Here is an 18,104-nt window from a genome sequence, read left to right as displayed (position 1 = left end):
AACCATGTCCCTGCGGTCTGCGCAACTCACCATTGCGTTGTCTTTATTTCACGGCTGGCGCCTAGCGGCGGCGGTCACGGCGCGATGACATCGGCTGGAATGCGACGCCGACATGCGCCTCGCAGTAGGGTTTGCCCTGTTGCACGGGCAGGCCGCAAAACCAGAAATCTTCGGTTGCGGGGTCGCCCACGGGCCACTTGCAGGTCCGTTCCGTCAACTCCATCAGGCCAAGCTTCTTGGCCTTCTTCTCGATCTCGTTGACCTTGGCCAACGCCTCGGGGCTGATCTCGTTCGCGGACGGCTGCGGCGGCAGCGGTTGGCCTGCGGGAATGATCTGTTTGCGGGCGGGCAGATTGGCCTGCGGCGAAATTGCGGGCTCGGTCTTCAAATCGGGTTTGGCGGGCTTTTCTTCTGATGCGGGCTCGGCTGCCTTGGCGGCGGCCTTCGGCTTGGCCTCGGCCTTGGGCGCTGCCTTGGCTTTCGGCTCTGGCTTGGCGGCGGCGCCTGCCGTTGCCCGGTTCGACAGTCCAAGGCGATGCACCTTGCCGATCACCGCGTTGCGGGTCACACCGCCCAGCTCTTTGGCGATCTGGCTGGCGGACTGGCCCTCGCCCCACATTTTCTTCAGAACTTCAACGCGGTCATCTGTCCAGGACATGGATGCTTCCCTAGTGTAAAAAGCGGCCCCGCGGGACCGCTTTGGCAAATTCAGTCCCCTATACTAATCACTCAAGCGGCAGGTGCAAGGGACCGCGGTATCAACGCGGCGGCGGCCTGTTATCCGGGGGCGGTCGGACGCGTGCTTCGCGCAGCGCCAGCCATACCGCACCGGTGAGAATGATCGCGGCACCGATCAGGGTGATCCAGTCGGGCACCACGCGATAGAACAGGACATCATAAAGCGCGGCAAACACCAGTGTGCCATAGGCGAAGGGCGCGACAAAGCTGGCGTCGGCGCGGGCCATCGCGTTGACGAAACAGGCCTGCGCGACCGCCATGCACAGGCCCAGACCGGCAAGGGTCGCCCATTGAGCGGATGTTGGGATTTGCCACACCGGAAGGACCGCTGCGCTCGCGATGCTCAATCCGATCAGATTGTTGACCAGCAGGATCTGGAAAGGCCCCTCGCGGCCCGCCAGCTTCTTGATGAAGATCAGTTCAAGCCCCATCGCCATCGCGGCCCCCAAGGCGAGCAGCGCTGCAGGTTGGAAACTGCCGGGCGCGGGACGCAACAGGATCAGCGCGCCCAGCAGCGCCAGCGCCGCCGCAGACCAGCGCACGCGCCCCACCCGTTCGCCCAGGAGCGGGATCGACAGCATCATCGCGAAGACCGGATTGAGAAACGAAATCGCCGTGGCGTCGGCCAGCGGGATGAAGGCGACAGAGGCAAACATCAGCGATACACCGCCCCAGCCAAGAACCGACCGCGCCACATGCAACCCCCAATGGGGTCGCCCGATACGCGGGCGCAGGATCAGCGCCGCGGTGGTCAGCCCGATAAACGCGAAGAGGAATCGCCCGTGGCTGATTTGCAGCGCGGGCAGGGGCGGGCCCAGCGTATCGGTGCCCAGCGCCTTTGCCATCAGCGTCGTCGTGGCAATAAACGCGGTTGCCAGTGTGATCAAACCGGCGGCAAGCGCGTTGTTGGGGCGGGCGGCAACATGCATGGCGCAGCTATGACGGGCAAGGCGGGGTGACACAAGCACGCAAATCCGGGCTTGTTTTTGGCGTGCGGGCCGGTATGCAGGCGTCATGATCACTGCTGTGCCCCTCTCTTTGCGACGACGTCGCGGTTAAGACAGCCCGCGCTGCCTGCACATGCAGGGGCGTGATCATCGGACGTGCCCGCACGGCACGCAACTTCCAAAACCATCTTGACCCCACGCGCCGCCCATGCCCTTTTTGCGGCTCTGCGGCCCCACACCAAAGGACGATCCCATGATCTCTTCCGTCTTGCCGACCTACGCACGCGCGCCCCTGAGCTTTGTCAAAGGCGAAGGCAGCTGGCTCGAGGAAGCAGACGGGCGACGTTTTCTGGATCTGGGCGCGGGCATTGCGGTCAACGCCTTGGGCCACGCGCATCCGGCGCTGACCGCAGCGCTGACCGAACAGGCGGGCAAACTGTGGCATACATCGAACCTCTACCAGATACCGCAACAACAGGCGTTGGCGGATAAACTGGTCGAACACAGCTTTGCCGATACGGTGTTCTTCACGAACTCCGGCACCGAAAGCTGCGAACTTGCAGTCAAGATGGCGCGCAAGTTCTTCTTCGATCAGGGGCAGCCCGACCGGACCGATATCATCACTTTTTCGGGGTCCTTCCACGGCCGGTCCTCCGCGGGCATCGCGGCGGCGGGTTCGGAAAAGATGACGAAGGGCTTTGGCCCGCTTTTGCCCGGATTTGTACATCTCGAATTTGGCGACCACGACGCGCTGAACGCGGCGATCACCGACGCCACCTGTGCGGTGCTGGTCGAGCCCATTCAGGGCGAAGGCGGCATTCGTCCGCTGCCCGACGCTTGTCTCAAGGGGCTGCGCGATCTGTGCGACAGCCACGGCATCCTGATGATCCTTGATGAGGTCCAGTGCGGTGTCGGGCGCACGGGAAAGCTTTTTGCGCATGAGTGGGCCGGAATAACGCCCGATATCATGATGGTGGCCAAAGGCATCGGCGGGGGCTTTCCTCTGGGATGTGTCATGGCAACCGAACGGGCCGCCAGTGGCATGACTGCCGGCACCCACGGCTCCACCTACGGCGGCAATCCATTGGGATGCGCCGTGGGCAACGCGGTCATCGATATCGTGGCCGATGCGGATTTCCTTGCCGAAGTGAACCGCAAGGCCGGTCTGCTGCGCCAAAGGCTCGAAGGACTGGTCAGCACGCACCCCGATGTTTTCGAGGAAGTCCGCGGCACCGGGCTGATGCTTGGCCTCAAATGCAAAGGCGCACCCGGCGATCTGGTCACTGCGGCCTACGCGCAGGAACTGATTACAGTGCCGGCGGCCGACAACGTGGTGCGGCTCTTGCCTGCGCTCACCATAACCGACGATGAAATCGCGCAGGCCGTAGAGCGTCTTGACCGCGCCGCTACCACGCTCGGCGGCGCCTGACTTCATCTTGCCCTTTAAACTCAATGCCGGACCGCCGCGCGTTCCGGCTGCGACATCTGCAAAAAAGAACTTCCGATGAACCATTTTCTGGACATTCACCACACATCGCAAACCGATCTGCGGCGGATCATCGATACCGCACGCGACATAAAGACGGCGCGCCAGGGCCGTCCGCGCGGCGCGCTGGATGACGACCAGCCGCTGAAGGATCACATGGTTGCGCTCATTTTCGAGAAACCCTCGACACGCACGCGCGTGTCCTTCGATGTCGGCGTCCGGCAAATGGGCGGGCAGACCATGGTGCTGTCGGGCGCGGATATGCAGCTTGGCCATGGTGAAACCATCGCCGATACCGCCCGCGTACTCAGCCGCTATGTCGACCTGATCATGATCCGAACCTTCGAGGAAGCCACGCTGCTCGAAATGGCCGAACACGCCACCGTGCCGGTCATCAACGGGCTGACCAACCGCACGCATCCCTGCCAGATCATGGCGGACGTTATGACGTTCGAAGAACACAATGGGCCGATCAAGGGCAAGAAGGTCGTCTGGTCAGGAGACGGCAACAATGTCTTTGCAAGTTTCGCCCATGCCGCGAAACAGTTCGAATTCGATCTTGTTTTCACAGGGCCGGAAACGCTCGATCCCGAAAGGGCGCTTGACGGGCTCTACACCACCGTGCGCAACCCCGACGAGGCCGTGCAGGGCGCCGATCTGGTGGTGACGGACACCTGGGTGTCGATGCACGATCCGCAATCGGCACGCGAACGCCGCCATAACCAGTTGCGCGGCTATCAGGTCAATGATGCGCTGATGGCCAAGGCCAAGGATGACGCGCTCTTCATGCATTGCCTGCCTGCACATCGCGATGACGAAGCAACGTCGTCGGTCATGGACGGGCCGCATTCCGTGATCTTTGACGAGGCCGAAAACCGACTGCACGCCCAAAAGGCGATCATGCGCTGGTGTCTGGAAAAATAGGACGCGCTATCGCTGCTGGTGATCGAGCGAGACCAGCAGATCGCGCAACTGCGGCTCCGCCACAAGGCGCGCCGCGGTTGCGGGCGCAAACCATGCGCGCTTTCGCTGTGCGGCTTCGGGAAAATCGTCGCACATGCCCTTGACGTCGGCGCGAAACACCGTCGCGCGGACCGGCGTGCTCGCGCCGTCCTTCAGGCCCTTGTCATAGTCGAACGAGCCCACCGGGGTCGCATCGACGGTCGCAACCTCGACGCCCGCTTCTTCCCAGGCTTCCTGCGCTGCGGCCTCTGCATCCGACATCCCGTCCATCGGCCAACCTTTGGGGATGATCCATCTCCCCGTGTCGCGGCTGGTGATCAGCAGGACTTCGGTGGCACCGCTCGGGGAATGGCGCAGGCACAACGCGGCAACCTGCGGTCTGCGTGACTTGCGAAAGATCGGCCAGATCCGTTCGACCCAACCCGTGGCGAATGTATGTTTCATGAATGTGAAAGACGACTGCTCTGTATTTTATATTATTATGCCCACTTTATAGGCGCGACAGCGGCGAAAGACAAATCGCCCGCCGCGCTTGCGCTTGCCCGCAACTTCCCTAGGTTGTGCGCAGATAACTTAAATAGGTGTGAAGATGGCAGAAAACGGCGCGGATATCGGTGTCTATGGACTTGGCACGATGGGCAGCGCGTTGGCGCTGAACCTTGCCGACAGCGGCTTTACGGTGGCGGTTACGAACCGCGAAACCGATTGGATCGACACCTTTGTCGCGGAAGATGCCTCCCTGTCGGGAAAGCTGGTGCCCGCATACGATCTGCAAAGCTTCGTTCGGGCGATTGCCACGCCGCGCACCATCCTTTTCATGATCCCGTCGGGCGCTCCCATGGACGCGATGATCGACGAGGTGCTGCCGCTGCTGGAAGAAGGCGATACCATCATTGACGGGGGCAATGCCGATTTCAACGCGACCCGCCGCCGTTTTGATAAGCTGAAGGACACCGGCAAGCATTTCGTAGGCATGGGCGTGTCGGGTGGAGAATTCGGTGCACGCACGGGGCCGTCCATGATGGTGGGTGGATCGCGTCACAGCTGGCAACAGATGAAACCGATGGCAGAAGCCATTGCGGCAAAGTTCGAAGGCGATCCCTGTGTCGCCCATCTGGGCCCCGATGGCGCAGGACACTTCGTCAAGACCGTGCACAACGGGATTGAATACGCCGATATGCAGATGATCGCAGAGCTTTACGGGCTGTTGCGCGACGCGGGCGACTGGGAAGCCGCGCGCATCGGAAAGCTGTTCGAGGGCTGGACCAAGGGACCGCTCAGTTCCTACTTGATGGAAATCAGTGGTGCGGCATTGCAGGCCACTGACCCCAAGACCGGCGCGCCGATGGTCGATGTGATCCTTGATCAGGCGGGTCAGAAGGGCACAGGCCGCTGGACCGTGATCGAAGCGCTGAAGATGGGCCAATCGGCCAGCGCCATCGAGGCGGCAGTGGGCGCGCGGGGGTGGTCCGCCGAAAAGACGACCCGCGAGGCAGCCGAGCCGTTGCTGGAGCCCGGCACCACCGGTTTTGAGCTGCCCGACGCGCAGGACCTCGAGCACGCAATGCTGGCGGGACGTATTCTGGCGCATGCGCAGGGTTTTCGGATTTTGACAACGGCTTCGGAGACCTTCGAGTGGGATCTGGATCTTGCGCGGATCGCCGAAATCTGGCGGGCGGGCTGTATCATCCGGTCCGCGCTGCTTGACGATTTCGCCGATGCGTTTCGCGGGGAGTTGCCGCAGGGCCATCTAATCCTCGCGCCTGCAATGCGCACTGCCTTGGCCGAGGCGCTGCCGGGGTTGCGCCGGGTGGTGGCCGCCGGCGTCGGGGCGGGCGTGGCCCTGCCGGGTCTTTCGGCGGCACTTGCTTGGTACGACAGCATCCGGCGGGGTCGCGGTACGGCGAACCTCATTCAGGCGCAGCGTGACTTTTTCGGCGCGCACGGGTTCGAACGGATAGACGAGGACGGAAAACACCACGTAGACTGGCCCGCGCTTTGCCCTGCCGAACGGGATCCGTAATCAGCTGTTACGCCGCTTTACCCGGAGTGTGGGATCCGCCTGCGTCGGGTCTTCGGGCCAGGGGTGGCGCGGATAACGACCGCGCATGTCCTTGCGCACGTCCGCGTAGGAGCTTGACCAGAAACCGGGCAAATCCATCGTAACCTGCACCGGGCGCTGGGCGGGCGACAGCAATGTGACCTGTACCGGTTGGCCCGCGACCTGCGGATGCTGCGTCACGCCGAACATCTCTTGCAGCCGCACCGCGATTTGCGGGGTGTCACCATCGTAGTCGATCGCGATTCTGCGACCAAGCGGGGTCTCGAAATGGCCTGGTGCCACGCGGTCCAGTACCTGTTGCTGGTCCCAGTCCAGACGCGCCCGCAGGGCCGGCAGCAGATCAAAGGCTTTCCAATCGGCGGTCGAGCGCACAGCGCCAAGATGCGGCAGCAACCAGTCCTCCAGCGTGTCGAGCAAATGCGGTTCGTCGAAAGCGGGAAAGCCGTCGCGCCCCTCCACCAGCGCGGCACGGCGCAGGAAACGGGCGGCGGATTTGCCGGGACGCAGACCCAGTTCGCGCACCCCTTCCAGCATGGCGGTCGCGACCTGATCATCGGGGGCATCGTGCCAAGCGCGATCATCAAGGACCAACGCCCCGAAGCGTTCCTGTTTGCGGGTCAGCACGCGGCCTTCGCGGCGTGACCAGACGCACACATCTTCCCACCCGATCTGATCACCGAACGCTGCGCGCAACGCACTTTCGCCAAGCGCGGTGCCCTGTCGGATGCGTGCATCGCGCGGATCGCCGTCCAGATCGGTGGCGACCAGCAGCCTTGCGCTGGCCAGAGGATCACCCGCAGGCGCCACGGCGCCTTTGCCACCCGAGAGCACAAACCGCGGAGCATCGCCCTTGCGGCGCAGACCGACCCGGTCGGGATAGGCCAGTGCCGCGAGCGTTCCGAGATCGCGCGGCCCGTCGGGATCGGTGCGGCTCAGCAAGCGTTTCGCATCCTGGCGGATCCGGGCGAGGGTCGCGGAATGGGGTGTGCCCGCGACGCGCTCTCCGGCGAGGGCGCGCATGCGGTGCAACAGATCAAGGGGCGCGCCCCTGAGCGGATCGCGTTCCGACAGGATCGCGGCAAGTGTGGCGGCCTCCGGCCCGCCGCGTGTCACCATATGCGCCAGCCGCGGGTGCAGCGGAAGGCTGGCAAGGGTGCGCCCGTGCGCCGTAATGAGGCCGCGCCGGTCAAGCGCGCCCAGCATCTGTAACACGCTGCGCGCTTCGGCCAGCCTGCCGGGATGCGGGGGGGTGACGAAGTTCAGCGCTGCGGCCTCGGCGCCCCAAAGCGCCAGCTCCAGCGCAAAGCCGCACAGATCACCTACCTCGATTTCGGCGGGCGGGAAGGCGGCAAGCGCACCTTCTTCGCCGCGGGTCCACATCTTGTACGCGACACCGGTGCTGACACGCCCCGCACGCCCTGCGCGTTGGGTCGCTTCGGCACGGGTGACACGTTGGGTCACCAGCCGCGCCATGCCCGATGACGGATCGAACACGGATCGCCGCGCGCGGCCTGCATCCACAACGATGCGAATGTCTTCGATGGTCAGCGAGGTTTCGGCGATCGCGGTGGCCAGAACCAACTTGCGACCCTGCGGCGAGGGGCGGATCGCGGCTTGCTGTGCCTTGAAGTCCATTGCGCCAAACAAGGGGGCAAGCGTGCAATCGGCTGGCAGATGCGGGCGCAGCAAGGCTTCAGTCTTGCGAATTTCGCCTTCGCCGGGCAAGAAAACCAGCGCCGAGCCGGGGCTTTCGGCCAGCGCGGCCAGCGTGCGGTCAGCGACGGCCTGCTCCAGCCGGTCCGTCTTGGCCAGCGGACGGTCGAGCCACCGCGGCGTCACGTCGAAGCTGCGCCCCTGCGAGGTGACAATCGGAGCCTGCATCAGGGTGGCGACGGGCTGCGCGTCGAGCGTCGCAGACATGACCGCGATCAACAGATCGTCGCGCAGCGCGCCCGCTATTTCCAGCGTCAGGGCAAGACCCAGATCCGCATTGAGGGAGCGTTCGTGAAACTCGTCAAAAATCACCGCCCCGACCCCGGGCAAATCGGGATTGTCCTGTATCATGCGCGTCAGGATGCCTTCGGTCACGACTTCGATGCGTGTCGCGCTTGATACGGCCGACGCGCCGCGCACGCGGTATCCGACAACATCTCCGGTTTTCTCGCCGCGCGTTTGGGCCATGCGTTCGGCGGCCGCGCGTGCGGCGAGGCGGCGCGGCTCGAGCATCAGGATGCGGCCCTGCGTGAGACCCGCCTCCAGCATGGCCAGCGGAACCCGCGTTGTCTTGCCCGCACCGGGGGGCGCCTGCAGAACCACGCGGCCCGCGCTGCGCAGGGCGTCGATAACCTGTGGCATGACGGTGTCTATGGGAAGCGCGATACTCATGCGGGCGTTATCACGGCTGCGGCGCGGCGGGGCAAGGCTGGACATTCGCGCACGAGCGGCGGAAAACATGGCACGGCAGGTGGAGAGCGGTATGGATATTGCGGATCAGGCAGCGCGGATCAAAGCGGGTGAGCGGCGCGCGTTGGCCCGTGCCATAACGCTGATCGAAAGTGGCCGGGCGGACCACCGCGCACAGGCGACCGAGTTGCTGGCGGCGCTGGGAACAGAGCACGAGGCATTGCGCATCGGTTTGTCCGGTACGCCGGGCGTTGGCAAATCCACCTTCATCGAGAGCTTCGGCATGATGCTGACGGGGCAGGGCTTGCGCGTGGCGGTGCTGGCCGTCGATCCGAGTTCGGCGCGCTCGGGGGGATCCATTCTGGGTGACAAGACCCGCATGGACCGTTTGGCACGCGATCCGAACGCGTTTATCCGGCCCTCGCCCAGTCAGACCCATCTGGGCGGCGTGGCCCGCCGCACCCGCGAGGCGGTGGCGCTGTGCGAAGCCGCGCGGTTTGACGTGATCCTGATCGAGACAGTGGGGGTCGGGCAGTCCGAGACGGTTGTCGCGCAAATGGCGGACGTGTTCTTGCTGCTGCTGGCGCCCGCGGGCGGAGACGAGTTGCAAGGCGTGAAGCGCGGCATAATGGAAATGGCCGATCTGATCGTTATCAACAAGGCAGACGGGGATCTGAAGGCGACCGCCACCCGCACGCAGGCTGACTATGCTGGGGCCCTGCGTCTGATGCGCAAACGCCCGCAGGATCCCGAAGGCTACCCCCGCGCCATGACCGTCAGCGCGTTGGAAGATCGGGGCCTTCCGGAAGTCTGGGCGGCGCTGCAGGAGCTTGCGGAATGGCGCAAGGACGAAGGGCATTGGACCCGGACGCGGGCGGCACAGGCGCGCTACTGGTTCGAGGAGGCGGTCCGCGCGGCCCTGCTTGCACAGCTCGACACGGCGCAGGCCCGTTCCCGTCTCGCCGCGCTCAGCGATGCAGTGTCGCAAGGTCATCAGGACCCTGCCGCAGCAGCGCAGGCCTTTGTGCGCGAATTAGCGGCCGATTGACCTATTCTGCGGCCCTTGCGGGTTGACGCCAAACACGATTCCCCCTAAAGCCTGCGAACCGAATTCAGGGTCGCCGCCGATGCGGTCCCTTCAGCTATGGCGCCGACACGCTGGTGCCCTTTGAATAACAAGAGGAAAAGCTCATGTCGCGCCGCTGCGAATTGACCGGAAAAGGCCCGATGACGGGTAACAACGTATCCCACGCCAAGAACCGCACGCGCCGTCGGTTCCTGCCGAACCTGAACGACACCACGCTGCAATCCGAAGCGCTGGGCCGTGGGTTCAAACTGCGTATCTCCGCCGCTGCCCTGCGCAGCGTCGACCACCGCGGTGGTCTGGACAAGTTCCTCGCGAAAGCGAAAGACAGCGAACTGTCCGACAACGCGCTGAAAATCAAGAAAGCCATCGAAAAGTCGGGTACGGAAGCGGACGTCCTGTCCTGATTTTCTGCCATCGCTGACAAATATCTGAAACCCCGGCCCTTTGGTCGGGGTTTTGCTTTTGCCCCAACCGGAGACCCCGTGATGACCAGATCAATGACCGTTGCTATCGCTGCTTTTGTGGCAATCCTCGCTGTCGTCGTAACAGTCGTTTCGATCAAGATGTCGCCTCTCGACAAACCTGCCTTCCGGCTGGAAGACCCCTATCTGCGGGCGACATTGCCCGATAGCCCGACCGCTGCGGCCTTTATGGTGCTGCACAACGATACAGGCCGCGATGACCGTTTGATCGGCGTGCGTGCGGATTTTGCGCAGAATGCGGCGCTGCATACGCACACACAGGACGAAAACGGTGTCATGCGCATGCGCCCGATCGATGACGGCATTCCGATCGCCGATGGCGACAGCCATGCCTTTGTGCGCGGGGGGGATCATCTGATGTTTCTGGGCCTGTCGGCCCCGCTCACGGATGGCGCGCCGGTGTCGGTGACGCTGGTCTTCGAAGAAGCAGGCGAAGTGGCGATCCGGATTCCCGTCGATCTGGGCCGTTAACTACGCTCTTGCCCCAAGATTTCTGACACCCACTGCGGCACCGTCTGTGTTGCGGGCCCGAGCAGGCTTTGCTCGAAATGCGTCGCTGTCGCGGAGGGCTCGAGATTGATCTCGACCGTATGGGCGCCCGCGCGGGCGGCTTCCATTACGAAGCCGGCGGCGGGATAGACGTTTGAAGACGTCCCGATGGATGCAAAGATGTCGGCGTTTTGCAGAGCCTCGAAAATGGCATCCATCTGATAGGGCATCTCTCCAAACCAGACGATATCTGGGCGTGCCGCGGGTGCGCCGCAGGCGGGACATTTCTGACCGACCTGCATGTCGCCCGATTGTGGCCAGCGATGATCACACGCTGCACAGAGCGCGGATGTCAAAGCGCCGTGCATGTGGATGAGGTTTTGGCTTTCGCCCCGTTCGTGCAAATCATCCACGTTTTGCGTGACGACAAGCACCGATCCGTCGAGTTCTGCCTCGAGCCGCGCGAGCGCTTCGTGCGCGGCATTCGGGCCCACCTGCGATAGCTGGGCGCGGCGACCGTTGTAGAAGTCCACCACCAGCTTGGGATCGCGGGCATAGCCTTCGGGCGTCGCGACATCTTCGACACGGTGCTGCGCCCACAGACCGGTCTCGGCGCGAAAGGTCTCAATGCCGCTTTCGGCCGAAATGCCCGCGCCGGTCAGAATCACGATGTTTGTCATGGGACGTCCTCAGAGCAGGTGAAATTCGCCGTCGAGCCACGGCATCTTGTCGACGGCGGGGGCCACGATGCGCCGCTCCATCAGGCCGCGCATGGCCTGTGCAATGTCGGAGGGGACCTCGTCGCTCCAGTCCGCGCCCGCATAAAGCGAGATCTGGCGCGCGGCCCCGGCACCGGGCAGCGGATGCGCCGCGATCCGGTCGTGAAACCGTGCCGCCCGCATGAATCCCAAAGGCGTGGTGATCGTCCAGCCGATGCCTTGGGCCACCATCGCCATCAAGGCGAGATGGCTGCCGATTTCGAACCGTGCGGGCAGGGTTGCCCCCTCAAGCTTGAGATAGCTTTCGATCTGGCGCGCGATCAATTGGTCCTGACTGTAGCGCAGAAAGGGCAGCGCGCCCGTGCCGCGCAGCATCGCATCGGGCGTCACCGGCGCATCGGAGGAGGCCACAAGGATAAACGGATCGCGGGCGAGCTTGTGTTCCTTGATCTTGTCGTGGCGTTCGCCGTTGGACGCCGAAATCGCCATATGCAGCGCGTCGTCATGGACAGACTGGATCAGGTCGTGGCTGCTGGCCGTGATCATCTTGAACCGGCACCCCTGAAGGTTTTCCGCGAGGATCAGGGCAAGCCGCGGGGTGATATCGTCATCGAAATCATCGATGATGCCGAGGCTGAGATCCTTGAGGTGCGCAAGATCCATGACGCTGACTTCGGCAGTGGCCAGCCGCAATTCGGACAATGCGGCCGTCGCACGGCGCAAAAAACTCTTGCCCGCCGGGGTGAGACGCATCGGACGACGGGAATGATCGACAAGCGTATTGCCCAGCGCGTTTTCAAGATTTCGCATTTGTTGGCTGACGGCAGGCTGGCTCAGCCCGGTGTCCTGTGCTGCCTGGGCCACTGACCCATTGCGTGCAAGCGCTTCGAATACTTCGAGGCCGCGCAGGCTGATCCCCTTGATTTGCATGCTGTCTTCCCCGGTATTTCGTCAACGCACAGTTTTGGAATTTTGAAAGCCGCGCGTCAACCGCTTGCGGACGCCATTGGCCATGACCCGCCTTGTCGCCGCCGCGCGGGCAGCGCAAAGTGGCCTGCAAACGAGGAGCCCGCCGCCATGAAGATCGCCACCGCTGCCTATCCGCTCGATGTTTTGTCTTCCTGGGCGCAGTTTGAAGACAAGATCGCCGATTGGGTTGCCCGGGCCGCCGCATCGGGGGCGGACCTGCTTGTCTTCCCGGAATACGGCGCTATGGAGCTTGCCACGCTTTCGGGGCTCGACGTGGCGGGCAATCTCGAGGCATCGCTTTTTGCGGTGTCCGACCGGCTGGACGCTGCGGATGCGCTGCATGTCAGACTTGCCGCAGAACATGGTGTGCACATCGTCGCGGCCTCGGGCCCTGCAGCGACCGCGACGCGCCCGGTCAACCGCGCGCGGCTGATTACGCCGACGGGCGGCATCGGCGTGCAGGACAAACAGATCATGACCCGGTTCGAGCGCGATATCTGGGGGGTCAGGGGCGGCGGCCCTTTGCAGGTGTTTGACACCGCGATTGGCCGCATCGGTATTCTCATCTGCTACGATAGCGAGTTTCCGCTGTTGGGGCGTGCCCTAGCGGAGTGTGACGTTATCGCCGTGCCAAGCGTCACCGAAGCGCTGGCAGGATATTGGCGCGTGCGCACAGGGGCGATGGCCCGTGCGCTCGAGCAGCAGTGTGTCACGGCCATGTCATCGGTCGTGGGCGCGGCACCTTGGTCCGAGGCTGTGGACACGTCGACAGGTGCCGGTGGCATCTTTGGCCCGCCGGATACGGGGTTCCCCTCCACGGGTGTGTTGAACGCCGGTACGATCAACACACCCGGCTGGACCTACGCGGACGTGGATCTTGGTGCGATCGCACGGGTCAGGGCGGATGGTGTTGTGCTCAACAGGGCGCATTGGGAAGAACAGGCAGGCCGTGACGGTACGGCGCCAAATGTCCCGCTTGGTTGAAAACCCCTTGAAAAAAGGTGCGGATGCGCTCATTTAGGCGCGTGTCCCCGCAATTGGGGGCGATTGTAAGTATGGAGAGACCATGGCCAAGGAAGATACGCTCGAATTTCCCGGTGTTGTGAAGGAACTCCTGCCTAACGCGACGTTTCGGGTCGAGCTGGAAAACGGCCATGAGATCATCGCGCATACGGCAGGCAAGATGCGCAAGAACCGGATCCGTGTTCTGGCAGGTGACAAGGTACAGGTCGAAATGACCCCCTATGACCTGACCAAGGGCCGGATCAACTACCGTTTCAAATAACCCCACGCCCGGCGGCCTGCCGGGGCGAGGAGACAAGATGAGATTCATCCTCGGATCAGGATCGCCGCGCCGCAAGGAATTGCTGGCGCAAATTGGCGTTGTGCCGGACGCAATCACCCCGCCCGATATCGACGAAGACCCGCTGAAGAACGAGCTGCCGCGCCCCTATTGCAGCAGGATCACGCAGGCGAAAGCGGCGGCCGTTGCGGCTGATGCTGACGATATCGTGCTATGCGCCGATACCACGGTTGCGCTTGGACGGCGCATTCTGGGCAAGCCGGCCGATCGATCCGAAGCAGAACGGTTTCTGAGCGGCCTGTCGGGGCGACGTCACAAAGTGATTACCGCCGTCGCGGTCAAGCGGGGCGACCGCACGTGGGCGCGCGACGTGGTCAGCACCGTGCGCATGAAAGTCCTGTCCGCCGATGAGTTGAACGGCTACCTCGACACCGGGGATTGGCAGGGCAAGGCCGGCGGATACGCGATCCAGGGACCTGCCGGCGCTTTGATCCCTTGGATCTCGGGCTCATTTACCGGCATCGTGGGGCTCCCGCTTGCCGAAACCGCAACGCTGCTGCGCGCGGCAGGTTACCCGTTTGGAGATACGCAATGAAGGGACGCACGATTGTTCTGGACCATCTGGGCGACGCCGAAGCGGCGGCACTGATGGTTGATGGCCAGCTTGAGGATCTGCTGGTGGATGCCGAGGATCTGCCCCGTGTGGGAACCATTTACCGCGCCGTCGCGGACCGGCCGGTAAAGGGGCAGGGCGGTATGTTTCTGCGCACCCCCGATGGCGCTGCGTTCTTGCGTCAGGTCAAGGGCCTCGCCCCCGGACAACAGTTGCTGGTACAGGTGTCGGGTCATGCAGAAGACGGCAAGGCGATCCCGGTCACACAAAAGCTGTTGTTCAAAAGCCGCTACGCGATTGTCACGCCCGATGCGCCGGGGCTGAACATCAGCCGTTCGGTCAAGGACGAGGCCGAACGCGACCGGTTGCTCGAGATCGCGCATGATGCGATGGGCGAGGCGCCTCACGGGCTCATCCTGCGGTCCTCCTGCGCCGAAGCGGATGCAGATGAAATCGCCGAGGATATCGGCGCGATGTTGACGCTGGCAGCGACCGTGCTCGAAGACGAGGGCACGGGTCCGGAAACCCTTGCCGAAGGGGATGGCCCGCATGTCATGGCGTGGCGCGAGTGGACCGCGAAGGCCGAGGTCGTCACAGACACAGGCGGGTTTGAAACGCGCGGTGTGCTGGACGCGATCGGCGGCTTGTCGCAAGACCGGGTCGGGCTGTCAGGCGGCGCCTTCATGTATGTAGAGCCGACACGCGCATTGGTGGCTGTCGATGTGAATACCGGTGGTGATGCGTCACTGGCGGCGGGTATCAAGGCCAACATGGCCTGCGCACGTCTTTTGCCGCGTGCGCTGCGTCTGCGCGGTCTTGGCGGGCAAATCACCCTCGATCTGGCGCCAATGCCCAAGAAGGACCGCCGTCCTTTCGAGACGGCATTGCGTGCGGCATTCAAATCCGATGACGTCGACACCGCGCTTGTCGGTTGGACACCGCTTGGTCACTACGAACTCCAGCGCAAACGTGTGCGCATTCCGTTGTCCGAGGTCATCTCATGAGCTGCCCGATCTGTAGCGCACAAACTGCCGCGAAATATCGCCCCTTCTGCTCGCGCCGCTGTGCGGATCTGGATCTGGCCAAGTGGCTGAACGGAAGCTACGCCAGCCCGTCACAGGACCCCGAAGACGTTGAGGCGGCCTTTGAAGCATCCCAAAACCATCCCCCTGAAAAGCCGCATTGAATTTATCCAACCCGCCGACAAAAAGAGGCTGGACACCCCCGCGTAGACGCCATAGAACGCGCTCACCCAGCCGATAATTCGGTTCCCGTGCCCGGGTAGCTCAGGGGTAGAGCAGTGGATTGAAAATCCTCGTGTCGGTGGTTCGATTCCGCCCCCGGGCACCATTTAACTATATGATATAATTGAGTTTACCGCTCATTTTTGATCCTCACTTTGGTCAGGTTTGACGCTTTTCAGCGAAGGTTTGACAATCTTCGCGCGTCTTTCTTTTTCTTTTTCCAATGTCGCCATGGTTTCGCGGTTCTTTTCGGCAAGGTTTGCCGAGCGGGAATAGTGCCGCGCCATGGATGGTGTCTTCTGTCCCAGAAGGTCGGCGATGCGGCGTTCATCAAGGCCAGCTTCACGAAGTGTGGTGGCTACCGTGTGGCGCATACCTTTGAGCGTTAAATCTGGCGCGATCAGTCCTTCGTCCTCAAGCTTGATCTTGAAGCGGTGCCAAACCGTTGAAAAGCCATTGTAAGTCCATGCTTCACCGCGTGAGCTGGCAAGAACCGTTTCGGCCTCATGATCGGGAAACAAGTCCAGCGCCGCCTGCAGAGTGGGACTGATCGGGATTGCGACCTCTTCGCCAGTTTTGCCGCGCACACCCCAGATCGTATCTTCGTCAATCTGATCTTTGCGCAGCTTGAGCGCGTCCGTTGGATCAAGTCCTGTGTTCATCATAAGAGCAAGGGCCACATGCACATGCGGCTTTGCGCGGGGCAGAACGATATCTCGTTCTTCAATGTTCCATGGCCTGTTGGCATAAGCGCGATCTCGCGGTCGGCGTTTGGGGATCACGTCCTTGGCGTAATTCACCTCAATCAAGCCCTTGGGGATGTTGTATCGGAAAACTTCGCTCAATAGCGTACGCACCATGTTGGCGCGTCGCCAACCAATCTTCTTTGCGGCCTTGTCGTGAATACCCGAAACTAGAGGGGTGTCGATCACATGGACGGGCGTGCCTTTGATCGGTTTAAGAAAATCAACGCATTTGCGGTAGTCGCGACGAGTGGCTTCAGCGAGGTTCTGAAAATGTTCGGTTTCGAAATACGTCTGAACGAGTGCGCCAAGGGTGCCAGCTTTCGGTGCCTTCGCCTTTTAAGCCTGAGCAATGGCACGGATCGTTTCGCACTCAGCAAAAAAATCCGCAGACCCAACTGGCGACTTTTCAATATCGATCTTGTGGCCAGTGGCGCGGTGGTAGCAACGCAACTTTCCATGCCGGTCTTTGAAAATCTTAAAGCCTTTGATGCGTACTTGCGTCATCAGAGACGGCCCAGAATGTCATCCCGCGTTTCAGTCATCGCGCCTGATTTCAAACCGTCGATCCACAGGTCGATGTCTTTGCGATCCCAAAGCAACGTGCCCTCTTTCAACTCAACTGGCCGCACCGGGCATGCCGCCTTGAAGTGTTTCACTGGCAATCCAGAATAACTTGCGGCCTCGGATTGCTTCATCATGCGCTTGTCGATCACGCTGATATTGAGATTGGTCGTAGCCATTGCTTTTGTCCCCCCGTCAGTTTGCAGCCGTTCTTTCGCTTTCGCAGCTTTTGACTTTGGTTGCGTTCTTCTGGAACCGTTCCCAGCCGCTCATAGTCAGTCGCTTGGTCTTCGACGATATTTCTATGAACTCTAGTCGCCCATCGTTCATAAGTGCGCGAATTTGCGCAGGGCTGAGGCCAACGATCTCGCTTAGCTGTTTCGGTGAAAGCAGACGTTCTTGTTCTAAAATGGTCTTCTTTGCTACGGTTGTCTGGAATCGCTTGTTTTAAGTCATCCTGCATGGTCAGATAACGAAACGAACCTAAATTTGTCATTTTTTGCATACGTGCTAATAAATGCACATCCGTCAACTGGGAACCACACGTGGCGCAAAAAACGTCTGAAATGTTCATTGGCATCGGGGCCAGGCTTGCGATCACGCGCAATGAAACGGGCTTGTCTCAGACGGACATGGCCAAGGAAATTGGCGTCTCACTACGGGCTTACCACAGCTACGAAAAAGGTGAGCGCGGCCTCCCGATTGAGGCGCTGGTGTTGCTCGAAGAAAAATTCAGTGTCGATGTGAATTGGATTCTTCTCGGCACGAAATCCGCACGTGTTGAGCATGACATTGACGCGCTTGAAGAATTTGAAACCTCGCTTGATCGATTCCTGATCGAACAAGGCATCAGGATCAAAAGCGAAAAGCGCGGGGCTATTATCGCACGATGGTATCGGTCGCTAACCGATGGAAAAGAGGTTCCAATGGAAGACGTTCATACGTGGATCGAATTGCTGAAGGAGTAGACTTTGGTGTTTTCTAACATTCCGCACATGCAGCGGCAAAAACTGGTCATTCTGGAGCGGGTGCGGCATGATGTTGGCCGTTTCACTAACCCTGTTTTCAGTGCATTTTGATAGCGGCAGCAATCTACCTTCCCTGCTACGCCAAGCTCATGCTTTTTTCGGCATCTGGTACTCTTGATCCATCGATTGTGCTTCTGGCTTTGTCAGCGGTCACGCTTGTTCTGCTGTCTCCCGTGTTTGCTTTGGCTGCCACTCTCGAGCTCTACTGTGGCCAACTGGTAGCCAAGGCTTCGCAACTGGCCATTAAGCCGAATCTGGGTGACA

20 protein-coding genes and 1 tRNA gene are annotated in these 18,104 nt (G+C 61.8%); 13 read left to right on the top strand and 8 right to left on the bottom strand.

Features of this window, described 5'->3' with window-relative positions; genetic code table 11:
- Window positions 1-61: 61 nt before the first annotated feature.
- Both K3756_RS13235 and K3756_RS13230 read right to left on the bottom strand, forming a co-directional pair.
- On the bottom strand, window positions 62-658 hold the full coding sequence (locus K3756_RS13235) for a GcrA family cell cycle regulator (protein ID WP_259988113.1): 597 nt from the start codon (window positions 656-658) through the stop codon (window positions 62-64).
- 100 nt (window positions 659-758) lie between these two features.
- Complete coding sequence (locus K3756_RS13230) at window positions 759-1,667, bottom strand: DMT family transporter (RefSeq protein ID WP_259988111.1); 909 nt, start codon at window positions 1,665-1,667, stop codon at window positions 759-761.
- 271 nt (window positions 1,668-1,938) lie between these two features.
- Between K3756_RS13230 and K3756_RS13225 the strand changes: the two genes are divergently transcribed.
- The gene (locus K3756_RS13225; RefSeq protein WP_259988109.1) at window positions 1,939-3,114 is read left to right on the top strand and encodes an aspartate aminotransferase family protein; all 1,176 of its coding nucleotides are present in this window, start codon (window positions 1,939-1,941) and stop codon (window positions 3,112-3,114) included.
- A 75-nt stretch (window positions 3,115-3,189) separates the two neighbouring features.
- On the top strand, window positions 3,190-4,095 hold the full coding sequence (gene argF / locus K3756_RS13220) for an ornithine carbamoyltransferase (protein WP_259988107.1): 906 nt from the start codon (window positions 3,190-3,192) through the stop codon (window positions 4,093-4,095).
- Window positions 4,096-4,101: 6 nt separating this feature from the next.
- On the opposite strand, the gene K3756_RS13215 is transcribed toward argF, so the two are convergent.
- Window positions 4,102-4,578 (bottom strand): NUDIX hydrolase, encoded by a 477-nt coding sequence (locus K3756_RS13215; protein WP_259988106.1) that lies wholly within the window; start codon window positions 4,576-4,578, stop codon window positions 4,102-4,104.
- A 145-nt stretch (window positions 4,579-4,723) separates the two neighbouring features.
- Here K3756_RS13215 and gndA point away from each other — a divergent pair, with 145 nt between their 5' ends.
- On the top strand, window positions 4,724-6,157 hold the full coding sequence (gene gndA, locus K3756_RS13210) for an NADP-dependent phosphogluconate dehydrogenase (protein WP_259988104.1): 1,434 nt from the start codon (window positions 4,724-4,726) through the stop codon (window positions 6,155-6,157).
- Here gndA and hrpB read toward each other — a convergent pair whose 3' ends face one another.
- The gene (gene hrpB / locus K3756_RS13205; RefSeq protein ID WP_259988102.1) at window positions 6,158-8,581 is read right to left on the bottom strand and encodes an ATP-dependent helicase HrpB; all 2,424 of its coding nucleotides are present in this window, start codon (window positions 8,579-8,581) and stop codon (window positions 6,158-6,160) included.
- 91 nt (window positions 8,582-8,672) lie between these two features.
- On the opposite strand from hrpB, the gene meaB reads away from it, so the two are divergent.
- The 3 genes from meaB to K3756_RS13190 all read left to right on the top strand — a co-directional run bounded on the left by meaB (window position 8,673) and on the right by K3756_RS13190 (window position 10,639).
- Complete coding sequence (meaB, locus tag K3756_RS13200) at window positions 8,673-9,647, top strand: methylmalonyl Co-A mutase-associated GTPase MeaB (RefSeq protein WP_259993560.1); 975 nt, start codon at window positions 8,673-8,675, stop codon at window positions 9,645-9,647.
- Window positions 9,648-9,790: 143 nt separating this feature from the next.
- Window positions 9,791-10,090: a 50S ribosomal protein L28 gene (gene rpmB / locus K3756_RS13195; RefSeq protein WP_259988100.1), complete on the top strand. Its 300-nt coding sequence runs from the start codon at window positions 9,791-9,793 to the stop codon at window positions 10,088-10,090.
- A gap of 81 nt (window positions 10,091-10,171) precedes the next feature.
- Window positions 10,172-10,639: a copper chaperone PCu(A)C gene (locus K3756_RS13190; RefSeq protein ID WP_259988098.1), complete on the top strand. Its 468-nt coding sequence runs from the start codon at window positions 10,172-10,174 to the stop codon at window positions 10,637-10,639.
- Here K3756_RS13190 and K3756_RS13185 read toward each other — a convergent pair.
- Complete coding sequence (locus tag K3756_RS13185) at window positions 10,636-11,337, bottom strand: NAD-dependent deacylase (protein ID WP_259988096.1); 702 nt, start codon at window positions 11,335-11,337, stop codon at window positions 10,636-10,638. The genes K3756_RS13190 and K3756_RS13185 overlap by 4 nt on opposite strands.
- Window positions 11,338-11,346: 9 nt before the next feature.
- Window positions 11,347-12,306: a LysR family transcriptional regulator gene (locus K3756_RS13180; RefSeq protein WP_259988095.1), complete on the bottom strand. Its 960-nt coding sequence runs from the start codon at window positions 12,304-12,306 to the stop codon at window positions 11,347-11,349.
- Between the two features lie 147 nt (window positions 12,307-12,453).
- On the opposite strand from K3756_RS13180, the gene K3756_RS13175 reads away from it, so the two are divergent.
- From K3756_RS13175 to K3756_RS13150, 6 genes are all read left to right on the top strand, one after another.
- Window positions 12,454-13,329: a carbon-nitrogen hydrolase family protein gene (locus K3756_RS13175; protein WP_259988093.1), complete on the top strand. Its 876-nt coding sequence runs from the start codon at window positions 12,454-12,456 to the stop codon at window positions 13,327-13,329.
- 82 nt (window positions 13,330-13,411) lie between these two features.
- A complete protein-coding gene (gene infA, locus K3756_RS13170) occupies window positions 13,412-13,630 on the top strand; it encodes a translation initiation factor IF-1 (protein ID WP_005978431.1) in 219 nt (72 codons plus the stop codon).
- A 37-nt stretch (window positions 13,631-13,667) separates the two neighbouring features.
- Window positions 13,668-14,243, top strand: coding sequence for a nucleoside triphosphate pyrophosphatase (locus tag K3756_RS13165; protein WP_259988091.1), 576 nt, complete (start codon window positions 13,668-13,670; stop codon window positions 14,241-14,243).
- Window positions 14,240-15,265, top strand: a complete 1,026-nt coding sequence (locus K3756_RS13160) for a ribonuclease E/G (RefSeq protein ID WP_259988088.1) — start codon at window positions 14,240-14,242, stop codon at window positions 15,263-15,265. The genes K3756_RS13165 and K3756_RS13160 overlap by 4 nt, the downstream gene beginning before the upstream one ends.
- On the top strand, window positions 15,262-15,447 hold the full coding sequence (locus K3756_RS13155; RefSeq protein ID WP_259988086.1) for a DNA gyrase inhibitor YacG: 186 nt from the start codon (window positions 15,262-15,264) through the stop codon (window positions 15,445-15,447). The genes K3756_RS13160 and K3756_RS13155 overlap by 4 nt, the downstream gene beginning before the upstream one ends.
- A gap of 89 nt (window positions 15,448-15,536) precedes the next feature.
- Window positions 15,537-15,611: transfer RNA gene (locus tag K3756_RS13150), tRNA-Phe, on the top strand.
- A 31-nt stretch (window positions 15,612-15,642) separates the two neighbouring features.
- Here K3756_RS13150 and K3756_RS13145 read toward each other — a convergent pair.
- Together K3756_RS13145 and K3756_RS13140 are read right to left on the bottom strand one after the other, a co-directional pair.
- Window positions 15,643-16,437 carry a tyrosine-type recombinase/integrase gene (locus K3756_RS13145; protein WP_259988084.1) on the bottom strand — a complete coding sequence of 265 codons (795 nt, stop codon included), beginning with the start codon at window positions 16,435-16,437 and terminating at the stop codon, window positions 15,643-15,645.
- A gap of 317 nt (window positions 16,438-16,754) precedes the next feature.
- Window positions 16,755-16,991: a hypothetical protein gene (locus K3756_RS13140; RefSeq protein WP_259988082.1), complete on the bottom strand. Its 237-nt coding sequence runs from the start codon at window positions 16,989-16,991 to the stop codon at window positions 16,755-16,757.
- 366 nt (window positions 16,992-17,357) lie between these two features.
- Between K3756_RS13140 and K3756_RS13135 the strand changes: the two genes are divergently transcribed.
- Window positions 17,358-17,780 (top strand): helix-turn-helix domain-containing protein, encoded by a 423-nt coding sequence (locus K3756_RS13135; RefSeq protein ID WP_259988080.1) that lies wholly within the window; start codon window positions 17,358-17,360, stop codon window positions 17,778-17,780.
- Window positions 17,781-18,104: the final 324 nt, after the last annotated feature.

Origin of the sequence: Sulfitobacter sp. S190 (genome assembly GCF_025141935.1) — a bacterium.
In the GTDB taxonomy this organism is placed as follows: Bacteria; Pseudomonadota; Alphaproteobacteria; order Rhodobacterales; family Rhodobacteraceae; genus Sulfitobacter.
Note: the sequence above shows the minus strand (reverse complement) of the source record. Positions and strands in the feature narration are given on the sequence as shown.